The sequence below is a fragment of the Bacillus infantis genome (assembly GCF_020171945.1).
Lineage (GTDB): Bacteria > Bacillota > Bacilli > Bacillales > Cytobacillaceae > Bacillus_AB > Bacillus_AB infantis_A.
In genome coordinates this window covers 1-11,732 of the sequence record NZ_JAIVAP010000035.1, presented here as the reverse complement: position 1 = coordinate 11,732, position 11,732 = coordinate 1, and the positions used below count along the sequence as shown (strand labels likewise).

The following is an 11,732-nucleotide window of genomic DNA, read 5'->3' as shown; positions in this document are numbered from 1 at the left end:
GCAGAGGGTCGGCGGTTCGATCCCGTCATCCTCCACCATATTTGCCGGTTTAGCTCAATTGGTAGAGCAACTGACTTGTAATCAGTAGGTTGGGGGTTCAAGTCCTCTAGCCGGCACCAGTTTCAAATGAGCCATTAGCTCAGTCGGTAGAGCATCTGACTTTTAATCAGAGGGTCGAAGGTTCGAGTCCTTCATGGCTCACCATTCAATCTCTAGTAATAAATTATGCGGGTGTGGCGGAATTGGCAGACGCACCAGACTTAGGATCTGGCGCCGCAAGGCGTGGGGGTTCGACTCCCTTCACCCGCACCAATTTTATATGCGGAAGTAGTTCAGTGGTAGAACATCACCTTGCCAAGGTGGGGGTCGCGGGTTCGAATCCCGTCTTCCGCTCCAGAGATTGCCGGGGTGGCGGAACTGGCAGACGCACAGGACTTAAAATCCTGCGGTAGGTGACTACCGTACCGGTTCGATTCCGGTCCTCGGCACCATTCAATTCATTTTAAATATGCGCCCGTAGCTCAATTGGATAGAGCGTCTGACTACGGATCAGAAGGTTATGGGTTCGACTCCTTTCGGGCGCGCCATACTATTAATGTAATGAAAGCAAGAATATAAGCCAACGAGTGAACACCTGACTGCCATGTGCAGGATGATGTGAATAAGGAAGCACTGAAGCAATTCTACGCTTATCATTTACATGACGGGGAGTAGCTCAGCTTGGTAGAGCACTTGGTTTGGGACCAAGGGGTCGCAGGTTCGAATCCTGTCTTCCCGACCATTTTAAAATAGATATGGGGCCTTAGCTCAGCTGGGAGAGCGCCTGCTTTGCACGCAGGAGGTCAGCGGTTCGATCCCGCTAGGCTCCACCATATAACCTTATGAGAATACTTGATTTGGCGGTGTAGCTCAGCTGGCTAGAGCGTACGGTTCATACCCGTGAGGTCGGGGGTTCGATCCCCTCCGCCGCTACCAAATTAAGGACCTTTAGCTCAGCTGGTTAGAGCAGACGGCTCATAACCGTCCGGTCGTAGGTTCGAGTCCTACAAGGTCCACCACTTACTTGAATTATGGAGGTATACCCAAGTCTGGCTGAAGGGATCGGTCTTGAAAACCGACAGGCGGGTAACACCGCGCGGGGGTTCGAATCCCTCTACCTCCTCCATTATATTTTGAATTACTTTTATCGTCGCGGGGTGGAGCAACGAGCAATACTTCACTGAAAAGACTGCGAGTTGTACCGGTTGAGCCGCTGCTTGGTTCACTTCCTGAGACCGGGACAGTCTTATGCAAAAAAATATTCAGGAACAAAGCAAAATTATATTTTTATCGTCGCGGGGTGGAGCAGTCCGGTAGCTCGTCGGGCTCATAACCCGAAGGTCGCAGGTTCAAATCCTGCCCCCGCAATACCTGGTCCCGTGGTGTAGCGGTTAACATGCCTGCCTGTCACGCAGGAGATCGCGGGTTCGATTCCCGTCGGGACCGCCATTTTTAACTTAAAAATCAATACACGTTATGGCTCAGTAGCTCAGTCGGTAGAGCAAAGGACTGAAAATCCTTGTGTCGGCGGTTCGATTCCGTCCTGAGCCACCATTTATTATTTTATCAAATAGCATTGAATAGTGGCGATTGTGGCGAAGTGGTTAACGCATCGGATTGTGGTTCCGACATTCGTGGGTTCGATTCCCATCAGTCGCCCCATATAATTGCGGGTGTAGTTTAATGGTAAAACCTCAGCCTTCCAAGCTGATGTCGTGGGTTCGATTCCCATCACCCGCTCCAAAGTGGGCCTATAGCTCAGCTGGTTAGAGCGCACGCCTGATAAGCGTGAGGTCGATGGTTCGAGTCCATTTAGGCCCACCATTCCGCAGTAGCTCAGTGGTAGAGCATTCGGCTGTTAACCGAACGGTCGCAGGTTCGAGTCCTGCCTGCGGAGCCAATATGGGGAAGTACTCAAGTGGCTGAAGAGGCGCCCCTGCTAAGGGTGTAGGTCGGGCAACCGGCGCGAGGGTTCAAATCCCTCCTTCTCCGCCATAAGGCCCCTTGGTCAAGCGGTTAAGACACCGCCCTTTCACGGCGGTAACACGGGTTCGAATCCCGTAGGGGTCATACAAAAAAGCTGTCAGCAGTATGCTGGCAGCTTTTTTGTATGGATTTTTCTTTGTTAAGGAATATATAAGCAGTTGTGCCGAGTCCTCCCCGGATGGGGTCATGCAGATGTTGCCACAGGACGTGGCATCCTTATCTGAGTTCCTTAAGGTTGATCAAGGCGCTTGCGCTTTTATTCTTCCAACAGCTTGATTCTTAATCTGGAATATTTTTTTTATTTTGCAGCCGGTTTCCCGGATTGTTTAAATCTATATCCGATGTGATCCCTGTATAAGGGCCCCGGAACATATCCCCCGTCGCCAGGATTTTTCCATCTGCAGGACCGAACAGCGGCAGCTTTCCTCCGGTACCCTGTTTTTCCCGGAGGAGAAATTCTTCTTCTTGATTTGCCATCTTCAATCCTCCCTTCATACATTCATATGCTTATTATAGGCATTTTCCGTTAAAATCATCTCAAGTTTTACAAAAATAATCGAATTATAAGAGAAAATATCGAAAGATTTAAAAAAATATTACAAGGTATTTTCCTATAGAGGACGAATATAAAAAAGAAAGTTAATGAATTTAAATCTGTTGGAGAGAAGGATGGCTGTGAAAACGATGTTTCCCACCGACTATCAAATGCATTTATTTCATGAAGGCACCCTTTTTGACAGCCACCGCCTTTTTGGTGCCCACTTGATATATGAAGATGGCAAAACCCTCACAAGGTTTGCTGTATGGGCTCCTAATGCTAAGGAGGTCAGGGTTGTTGGGGACTTTAACAGCTGGAATGGGAAAAATTTTAAATTACATAGAATGAATAATGAAGGGGTATGGCACATAGTAATTGAGAATGATTTGGCAGGCTGCCTTTATAAGTATGAAATATTGACACATGGAGGAACCAGGCTGCACAAAGCTGATCCATATGCCTTCTATTCTGAGAAGAGGCCAGGCACTGCTTCAGTTGTATGGCCCCTTGAAGGCTATAAATGGAATGATCAATCATGGCTAAAAGGCAGGATGAAAAAAAATACCTTCGCAGAACCGGCAGTCATCTATGAAATGCATGCCGGAACGTGGAGACGGAAAAATGATAACACGCTGATGAATTACAGGGAGCTGGCGGATGAAATTGTGCCCTATGCCCTTGAACATGGTTTCACACATGTGGAATTGCTCCCTCTTGTCGAGCATCCGCTCGACGCCTCCTGGGGCTATCAGGGAACAGGGTATTTTTCTCCGACCAGCAGGTATGGAGAGCCACAGGATTTGATGTATTTTGTTGATCAATGCCATCAGCATAACATTGGTGTCATCCTCGATTGGGTTCCTGGCCATTTCTGCAAAGATGCCCATGGACTCTATAATTTTGATGGAACCCATCTTTTTGAATATAAGAACGAGAAGGATAGGGAGAATTATGTATGGGGCACTTCAAACTTTGACCTGGGCCGCAATGAAGTGCAGAGCTTTTTAATCTCCAATGCTTTATTCTGGCTTGAAACCTATCATATAGATGGGTTCAGGATGGATGCTGTATCTAATATCATTTATTGGCCCAACTCCCATGAGCAGCATCAGAACCCGTTTGGAATTGAGTTCCTCCGCAAGCTCAACAGCACAATCAGGCAATATGATCCCTCCATTTTTTTAGCAGCTGAAGATTCATCAAATCTTCCCCAGGTGACCTCTCCTGCCCATTATGGGGGCCTTGGCTTTCATTACAAATGGAATATGGGCTGGATGAATGATGTACTGGCATATATGGAAACCAGTCCAGAGGCGAGATCCGGAAAGCATGGCAATATTACATTTTCACTCTTATACGCGTTCAAGGAGAACTATATATTACCTCTCTCTCATGATGAAGTTGTACATGGAAAGAAGTCTCTCCTCAATAAAATGCCGGGGGATTATTGGAGAAAGTTTGCCCAGTTCCGGCTGCTCCTGGGCTATATGATGGCACATCCCGGAAAGAAACTGCTGTTCATGGGCTTTGAAATCGCCCAATTTTCTGAATGGAAAGATTCGGAAGAGCTTGACTGGAATCTGCTGGATTATGAGATGCATCAGAAAGCAAACAGGTACACCAAGGATTTGATACGGCTTTACAGGAGATCCAAGCCCTTGTTTGAACTGGATCATCTCCATGAAGGCTTTGAGTGGATTGATGCAGATAACCGGGAACAATCTATTTTCTCTTTTGTCCGCTTCAGTGGTGCCGAGGGTGAACACCTTATTGCAGTATGCAACTTTACAGCAGACCCTTATCGAAATTTCAGAATCGGAGTCCCGCATGCCGGAAGCTACAGGGAAATCTTCAACAGCGATAAGGAGGAATATGGTGGATCCGGCTGGATCAACAAAAAGGTCGTCAAAACAGAGGAACTGGAATACCATGGCCGGCCTTATTCAATTCAAATGGCTATCCCGCCGTTTGGCATTACTATCTTGCGTCCTGTTAAACACCGAAAGGAGAGGAAAGGAAATGGCAAAGACAAAATGTGTGGCAATGCTGCTGGCAGGGGGAAAAGGGTCAAGGCTTAACGCTTTGACTGAAAACCTTGCAAAGCCAGCTGTACCATTTGGAGGCAAATACAGGATCATTGATTTCACCTTGAGCAATTGTACTAATTCAGGGATTGATACAGTCGGTGTACTGACCCAATACCAGCCTCTTGTACTTAACTCCTATATCGGGATAGGGAGCGCCTGGGATCTGGACAGAATGAATGGCGGGGTAACCGTTTTGCCGCCATATACCGAATCTTCAGAAGTCAAGTGGTATACAGGCACGGCTAGTGCGATCTTTCAAAATATCAACTACCTTAAGCAGCATGAACCCGAGTATGTGCTCATCCTGTCAGGCGATCATATCTACAAGATGAATTATGACCTGATGCTTGATTATCATATTGATAAGAATGCTGATGCCACTATTTCCGTCAAAGAAGTTCCCTGGGAGGAAGCCAGCCGCTTCGGAATCATGAATACGAACGATGATCTGAGTATTTCAGAATTTGATGAGAAGCCGGAGAACCCGAGAAATAATATGGCCTCGATGGGAATTTATATATTTAAATGGGACGTACTAAAGGAATATTTGGAACTGGACGATCTGGATAAGGATTCCTCGCATGACTTCGGAAAGGATATCATCCCAAAGCTTCTGAATGACCGCAAAAGGCTCTATGCCTATCCCTTCAACGGTTACTGGAAGGATGTGGGGACTGTTCAAAGCCTTTGGGAAGCCAATATGGACTTGCTGGATGATGATTGCCAGCTGGACCTGAATGATTATTCCTGGAGGATCTATTCTGTGAATCCCAACCATCCGCCACAATATATCGCGCCGATGGCGGAAGTGGATGAGTCGATGATCAATGAAGGCTGTGTAATAGAAGGGGAAATTTATAAAACGGTCCTGTTTCAGGGAGTTGAGGTCAAGGCGGGCTCGATTATAAAAGAATCGGTCATTATGCCGAATGCTGTCATCGGGAAGAATGTCTTTATTGAAAGAGCAATTGTTCCTTCTGAAATGTATATACCGGACGGAACAGTTATCAGGGATGATAAAAATGAGGGTGAAATAATCCTGGTGACAGAAGAAATGATTAAGGAAATCCATTCATAAGAATATAAATCAGGAGGGGATATAGTTGAATAAGAGATTGCTGGGTGTTATAGATGCAACAACCTATCATGAAGGACTGGAGGAACTGATAGTCCACCGCTCTCTTGCGGCAGTGCCCTTTGCTGGCCGCTACCGGTTGATTGATTTTGTTCTCTCGAGCATGGTTAACTCAGGGATTGCCAGTGTGGCCATTTTCCCGAAATTTCAATACAGGTCACTGATGGACCATCTTGGTTCAGGAAAGAACTGGGATTTGAACAGGAAAAGAGACGGCCTCTTTTTCTTTCCATCGCCGCTCCTTGATGGGCCTCGGCAGGGGGTAGGTTCCTTCAATCATTTTGCAGCTAACCTTGATTATTTCTACCGCAGCAATCAGGAATATTCTTTAATAGCAAATTGCTATACGGTTCTTAATATGGATTTTCGGCCGGCCCTTGAAAGGCACATCCAGTCCGGATGTGACATTACGGAACTCAGGCATAACGGAAGATCTCTTGAAATGTACCTTGTAAAAACCTCCCAGCTAATCGAATTCATCGAAAACAGAAATGAAACGGGCTACTCCTGCATGAGTGATATTGCAGCCGACCTGAATCATGTGTATAAAGTCTGCACTTACGAATATACCGGACATGTTGCAAGAATCGACTCGATTGAAAACTACTACCAGGCAAGCATGAGCATGCTTGAGCCCGAAACATTCCACAAGCTGTTCCGCAAAGATCAGCCAGTCTATACTAAGGTAAAGGATGAGCCGCCTGCAAGGTATCTGAAAGGCGCAGGGGTCAAGAACAGCATGGTGGCAAACGGATGCCTTATAGAAGGATCGGTCGAAAACAGCATCATCTCAAGGGCAGTCAGAATCGGGAAAGGGTCAGTTGTGAGAAATTGCATCATTATGCAAAAATGCCAGATCGGTGAAAACTGTATATTGGATTCAGTCATCATCGACAAAGATGTCAGAATTGAACCAGGGACTGTCATGGAAGGATCCCCTGTCCAGCCGATCGTAATCCGGAAAGGAACTATACAAGGGGCGCTGATGAATTCATGAAAGTCTTATTCGCTGTATCTGAGTGTGTACCATTCGTAAAATCAGGAGGGCTTGCCGATGTGGCAGGCTCCCTGCCGAAAGAATTGAAAAAGCTGGGGACGGACGTTAGAATTGTGCTGCCTAAGTATGGGAGCATACCGGACACCTATAAAAAGAAAATGAAAAAGATCAGGGAGTTCAGCGTTTCTGTGGGCTGGCGGAATCAGTATTGCGGAATCGAAGAGCTTGTCCATGACGGTGTCATTTTTTATTTTGTCGATAACGAGTATTATTTTTTGCGGGATCAGCTATACGGATATTTTGATGATGGAGAAAGATTTGCTTACTTCAGCAGGGCGGTCCTGGAAAGCATTAGAGAGCTGGATTTCTATCCTGATATTATCCATTGCCATGACTGGCATACAGGGATGATCCCCTTCTTGCTGAATGTTCAATACAGACATGCAAAGGAATATGCTTCTATAAAAAGCGTGTTTACCATTCATAATCTTCAATTCCAGGGCATTATGCCAAAAGAGGCGCTTACTGACTTATTTGGCCTTGATGAGCTTTGTTTTAATGCAGAGCAGCTTGAATTTTATGGCTGCATCAATTTTATGAAGGCTGCCCTTACATCTGCCGATAAAATAACAACCGTCAGTCCAACCTATAAAGCTGAAATTCAGAATGAATATTACGGAGAGAAGCTTGATGGGCTGCTGAGGCTGCGGGACGAGGACCTGACAGGCATCCTTAATGGAATTGATGCTGATTTTTATGATCCTGAAAATGATCAGATGATTGCTGCGCCATATAATGTGAATCTATTAACAAATAAAGGCAAGAATAAGCGCAGCCTTCAAAAGCTGGCGGGCCTCCCGGAACAGCCTGAAGTGCCTATTATTGCGATGATTACCAGGCTGACGAGCCAAAAAGGCCTTGATCTCGTAAAGTGTGTCTTTCAGGAGCTAATGTCAGAGGAGGTACAATTCGTTGTCCTCGGCACCGGAGAAGAAGAATTTGAACAATTTTTTGCCGGGATGGAGCAGGTATATCCGGAAAAGGTAAGAGCGTACATACGCTTTAATGAGGAGCTGGCCCATAAAATATATGCAGGGGCTGATCTATTCCTGATGCCTTCGAGGTTTGAGCCATGCGGCCTCGGACAGCTGATCGCCATGAGGTACGGGACGATTCCGGTCGTCAGGGAGACTGGGGGATTAAACGATACAGTCCATTCATATAATGGGGATGCAGGAGAAGGAAACGGCTTCTCTTTTACTAACTTTAATGCTCACGATATGCTCCATACCATCAATCGGGCCATTTACTTTTATAGCCGGAAAGAAGAGTGGAAAGAGCTGGTCAAGAGGACGATGAGCCTGGATTACAGCTGGGCCCAGTCTGCGTTCAAGTACAGCAAGCTTTACGAAGGGCTTGTTTCAGGGGAGTGAGAGGATGTTTTCGGATAAGGAAGAGTTCAAGGAGGTCTTTTTGACAAGGCTTGAAATGACCAGTGGAAAAAGCTTTCCTGACAGCACGAAGCGCGATCAGTACCAGACCCTCGGACATATGGTGAGGGAATATGTCAGCATGAACTGGATCTACACAAATGAGCGCAGCAGGATGATCAAGCAAAAACAGGTTTATTATTTATCCATTGAATTCCTTCTTGGGCGGCTGCTGCACAATAATCTGCTCAATCTCGGCATTCATAAAGTTGTTGAGGAAGGGCTGCAGGACCTTGGCATTGAACTGGGCGGGCTTGAAGAGTCAGAGCCCGATGCGGGCCTGGGCAACGGGGGGCTTGGCAGGCTTGCGGCCTGTTTCCTTGATTCCCTTGCATCGCTCGATCTGCCAGGGCATGGGTGCGGTATACGCTATAAGCATGGGCTTTTTGAGCAGAAGATTGTTGACGGATATCAGGTCGAGCTGCCGGAACAGTGGCTGAGGCATGGAAACGTCTGGGAAATTAGAAAGGCTGATTCTGCAGTGGAAATCCCTTTCTGGGGAAGAGTGGAATGCAGTGAGGAAGAAGGCAGGCTGGTTTTCAGGCATCTGCCTGGCGAGACGGTTACTGCTGTTCCGTATGATATGCCGGTTGCAGGGTACCAAACTGAGACAGTCAATACATTAAGGCTCTGGAGTGCAGAGCCTTCTCCTTTTCCCCAGCATAAAAATATCATGCAGTATAAAAGGGAAACAGAGCTGATTTCTGAATTCCTGTATCCGGATGACACACATGATGAAGGAAAGATCCTCCGTCTTAAACAGCAGTATTTTCTTGTGTCAGCAAGTATCCGGTCAATTATAGAGTCCTTTAAAAAGCAGCATGGAAATATGAAGGATTTCAATCAGTTCATCAGCATCCATATAAATGATACCCATCCGGTCCTTGCGATTCCTGAATTGATGAGAATTCTCGTAGATGAAGAAGAGATGGCCTGGGAGGAAGCATGGAAGATTACGGTTTCAACGATTTCCTATACAAATCATACGACGCTTTCTGAAGCATTGGAAAAATGGCCGATCCGCCTGTTTCAGCCTCTTCTTCCAAGGATTTATATGATTGCAGAAGAAATCAACAAGCGATTCTGCCTGAAACTGGAGGAAAAGTATCCCGGTGATTGGGAGCGGATTCAGTCTATGGCCATCATTTCCGATGGAGAGGTGAGAATGGCGCATCTGGCCCTTGCCGGAAGCCACAGTGTCAATGGTGTGGCAGCTCTTCACACAGAAATACTGAAACATAGGGAAATGAAACAGTTTTACGAATTATTCCCTGAAAAATTCAATAATAAAACCAATGGCATTACACACAGGCGGTGGCTGCTGAATTCCAATCCCCGCCTTGCGGGACTGATCTCAGAAGCAATCGGTCCCGGCTGGATAAAGGAGCCCCAGCGCTTGGGGGAAATGGCCAAATTTGCGGAAGACAGCAGTATGCTGCTGGAGCTCGAGCTGATCAAAGAGGAGAATAAACAAAGGCTTGCCCGCCGGATCAAGCAGCAGACAGGCCTTTCCATTGATGCGTCATCTATTTTTGATATACAGGTAAAAAGGCTTCATGCCTATAAAAGGCAGCTGTTGAATGTGCTTCATATCATGCATATGTATAATAGGATCAAAGAGGGAGATTCCCACATTCAGCCCCGGACTTTCATATTTGGTGCTAAGGCGTCTCCGGGCTATTATTATGCGAAAAAGATCATCAAACTAATCAATACGGTTGCTGAAAAAGTGAACAATGACTCTGCTGCGAATAAGCTGATTAAAGTCGTATTTCTTGAAAATTACCGGGTATCCCTTGCCGAAGAAATATTCCCTGCTGCAGATATCAGTGAACAGATTTCCACTGCCAGCAAGGAGGCATCAGGAACTGGCAATATGAAGTTCATGATGAATGGGGCTCTTACCGTCGGTACTCTGGACGGCGCCAATGTGGAGATACTGGAAAGGGTGGGGGAAGAGAATATTTTCATTTTCGGGCTGGCTGCTGAAGATGTTCTCCGCTATCAGCAGAATGGAGAATACCGTTCAATGGACTATTATCATCTTGATAAAAGGATCAGCACCATCATCAATCAGCTGACCAATGGATTTTTTCCCTATGCCGGAGATGAGTTTGAAAGCATCGCGGATTCGCTGCTGATGCATAATGATCAATATTTTGTCCTCCGGGATTTCGATTCCTATGCCGCCATACAGAAACAGGCAGCTATTGCCTATGGAGACCGGCTTGGCTGGCAGCGGAAAAGCCTGATGAACATTGCAGCATCAGGTCATTTCTCCAGCGACCGGACCATCCGTGAATATGCAGAAGAAATTTGGCATATCCAGCCGGCAGCGAGCCATTCCTCTAAATAATTTTGCAGAAGCAAACAAAAGGCCTGGTTTCCCCCAGGCCTTTTGTTTGCCGCTTTTTCAGCTGTCAGTCGTTTTCCTTATCCTCCAGATAGCTGTCCCCTTTTTTATAAGGGACTTTGCCGAACGGCGCGTCCAGGTTTTCATCTTCTAATTCCTGCTGATATTGCTCTTCTGTATCGGAGCGGACAACCCTTCGATTTTTACCGTCTATGTCAGTCGCACTGAAGGTCTCATATTCTTCAGTGAATCCTTCATCATTATGATCTGTATCATAGAGGCTGTTATAATCCTCATGCTGGCCATTGAAATCGGACGGTGTTTCGGAAGTGCCATAGCTGGCAGCCTGTACAAAGCTGTCCTGCTCATCATTAATGTCTTTGTAGTCATCAAAATTAAAATGGTTATCATGATTGGGACTCAGCACATCTTCTTCTGCAGGCCGGTCTGATGCTGGATGCTGTGAAGGAGCATGATCAACACAATATAAAGCCGTTGGGACTGCCTCGAGCCTTTCAAAGGGCAGGTCCTTTCCGCACTCCTTGCATTTTCCATAAGTGCCATCCTCAATTGCCTGGAGGGCTGTGTTCACTTTATCCAATTCCTCGTTCTGATGCTCTTCAATTGCCTGGTCCTTCTCTCTTTCAAAAAGCTCAGTGCCCGCATCGCCGGGGTGGTTATCGTACATTGAAAGCTCACCGACTGAATCTCTTGCGCTTTCATTGTCAAAGCGGCTGTTCGTGTCACTGTCCAGCTGTTCTTCAATGGTCTTCTTATCTTCTTCCAGCTGAGATTTCAGTTCTTTGATCTGATCCTTGGTAATCATTGTTCCACATCCTGTTCCATTAATAGTATTTATTAGAATAAAAGGCCGTCTCCGGCTAAGCTGACAGTTTATGCAGGCCCATTTGCCTTGCTTAGAAATTACCCTTTATTCAGCCAATGAAACATGGTGAAGACAACCGCAAAAAAGCCCTCTGCAGAGTAGGAGGCCACTGAAAATCTACCCATTTTTCAACTCTTAACATGACTTAAAACAAAAAAGCCAGATTACCTTCCCTATTTTGGTCGGTAAACTGGCTTTTTTAATCATTTTTTATCCTTTTT

The 11,732-nt window shown here is 46.2% G+C and carries 7 protein-coding genes and 20 tRNA genes; 25 read left to right on the top strand and 2 right to left on the bottom strand.

Annotation, left to right across the window (positions count from 1 at the left end; all coding sequences use genetic code 11):
* Positions 1-43 precede the first annotated feature (43 nt).
* The 20 genes from LCM00_RS24415 to LCM00_RS24320 all read left to right on the top strand — a co-directional run bounded on the left by LCM00_RS24415 (position 44) and on the right by LCM00_RS24320 (position 2,109).
* Positions 44-119 (top strand) — tRNA-Thr (locus LCM00_RS24415).
* A gap of 9 nt (positions 120-128) precedes the next feature.
* A tRNA-Lys gene (locus LCM00_RS24410) sits at positions 129-204 on the top strand.
* 23 nt (positions 205-227) lie between these two features.
* Positions 228-312, top strand: a tRNA-Leu gene (locus LCM00_RS24405).
* Between the two features lie 9 nt (positions 313-321).
* Positions 322-396 (top strand) — tRNA-Gly (locus tag LCM00_RS24400).
* A 6-nt stretch (positions 397-402) separates the two neighbouring features.
* Positions 403-491: transfer RNA gene (locus tag LCM00_RS24395), tRNA-Leu, on the top strand.
* Between the two features lie 19 nt (positions 492-510).
* Positions 511-587: transfer RNA gene (locus LCM00_RS24390), tRNA-Arg, on the top strand.
* Between the two features lie 117 nt (positions 588-704).
* Positions 705-781, top strand: a tRNA-Pro gene (locus LCM00_RS24385).
* 15 nt (positions 782-796) lie between these two features.
* Positions 797-872, top strand: a tRNA-Ala gene (locus LCM00_RS24380).
* 26 nt (positions 873-898) lie between these two features.
* Positions 899-975, top strand: a tRNA-Met gene (locus LCM00_RS24375).
* A 6-nt stretch (positions 976-981) separates the two neighbouring features.
* Positions 982-1,058, top strand: a tRNA-Ile gene (locus LCM00_RS24370).
* A gap of 14 nt (positions 1,059-1,072) precedes the next feature.
* Positions 1,073-1,165 (top strand) — tRNA-Ser (locus tag LCM00_RS24365).
* Between the two features lie 168 nt (positions 1,166-1,333).
* Positions 1,334-1,407 (top strand) — tRNA-Met (locus LCM00_RS24360).
* 5 nt (positions 1,408-1,412) lie between these two features.
* Positions 1,413-1,488: transfer RNA gene (locus LCM00_RS24355), tRNA-Asp, on the top strand.
* Positions 1,489-1,517: 29 nt separating this feature from the next.
* A tRNA-Phe gene (locus LCM00_RS24350) sits at positions 1,518-1,593 on the top strand.
* A gap of 32 nt (positions 1,594-1,625) precedes the next feature.
* Positions 1,626-1,701, top strand: a tRNA-His gene (locus LCM00_RS24345).
* A 7-nt stretch (positions 1,702-1,708) separates the two neighbouring features.
* A tRNA-Gly gene (locus LCM00_RS24340) sits at positions 1,709-1,782 on the top strand.
* A gap of 4 nt (positions 1,783-1,786) precedes the next feature.
* A tRNA-Ile gene (locus tag LCM00_RS24335) sits at positions 1,787-1,863 on the top strand.
* Between the two features lies 1 nt (position 1,864).
* Positions 1,865-1,939 (top strand) — tRNA-Asn (locus LCM00_RS24330).
* 4 nt (positions 1,940-1,943) lie between these two features.
* Positions 1,944-2,034 (top strand) — tRNA-Ser (locus LCM00_RS24325).
* A 3-nt stretch (positions 2,035-2,037) separates the two neighbouring features.
* Positions 2,038-2,109 (top strand) — tRNA-Glu (locus LCM00_RS24320).
* A gap of 195 nt (positions 2,110-2,304) precedes the next feature.
* On the opposite strand, the gene LCM00_RS24315 is transcribed toward LCM00_RS24320, so the two are convergent.
* A complete protein-coding gene (locus LCM00_RS24315) occupies positions 2,305-2,502 on the bottom strand; it encodes a hypothetical protein (protein WP_224906807.1) in 198 nt (65 codons plus the stop codon).
* 192 nt (positions 2,503-2,694) lie between these two features.
* On the opposite strand from LCM00_RS24315, the gene glgB reads away from it, so the two are divergent.
* The 5 genes from glgB to LCM00_RS24290 are packed head-to-tail and all read left to right on the top strand — an operon-like array spanning position 2,695 to position 10,628.
* Entirely contained in the window at positions 2,695-4,641 is a 1,947-nt protein-coding gene (glgB, locus tag LCM00_RS24310) for a 1,4-alpha-glucan branching protein GlgB (RefSeq protein WP_224906809.1), read from the top strand.
* On the top strand, positions 4,583-5,728 hold the full coding sequence (locus LCM00_RS24305) for a glucose-1-phosphate adenylyltransferase (protein WP_224906805.1): 1,146 nt from the start codon (positions 4,583-4,585) through the stop codon (positions 5,726-5,728). Before glgB ends, LCM00_RS24305 begins: the two co-directional genes overlap by 59 nt.
* Positions 5,729-5,753: 25 nt before the next feature.
* Positions 5,754-6,782 carry a GlgC family sugar phosphate nucleotidyltransferase gene (locus tag LCM00_RS24300; protein ID WP_224906803.1) on the top strand — a complete coding sequence of 343 codons (1,029 nt, stop codon included), beginning with the start codon at positions 5,754-5,756 and terminating at the stop codon, positions 6,780-6,782.
* On the top strand, positions 6,779-8,215 hold the full coding sequence (gene glgA, locus LCM00_RS24295) for a glycogen synthase GlgA (RefSeq protein ID WP_224906801.1): 1,437 nt from the start codon (positions 6,779-6,781) through the stop codon (positions 8,213-8,215). The genes LCM00_RS24300 and glgA overlap by 4 nt, the downstream gene beginning before the upstream one ends.
* Positions 8,216-8,219: 4 nt before the next feature.
* Entirely contained in the window at positions 8,220-10,628 is a 2,409-nt protein-coding gene (locus LCM00_RS24290) for a glycogen/starch/alpha-glucan phosphorylase (RefSeq protein ID WP_224906799.1), read from the top strand.
* A 64-nt stretch (positions 10,629-10,692) separates the two neighbouring features.
* On the opposite strand, the gene LCM00_RS24285 is transcribed toward LCM00_RS24290, so the two are convergent.
* Positions 10,693-11,451: a TraR/DksA C4-type zinc finger protein gene (locus LCM00_RS24285; RefSeq protein ID WP_224906796.1), complete on the bottom strand. Its 759-nt coding sequence runs from the start codon at positions 11,449-11,451 to the stop codon at positions 10,693-10,695.
* Between the last annotated feature and the right edge of the window lie 281 nt (positions 11,452-11,732).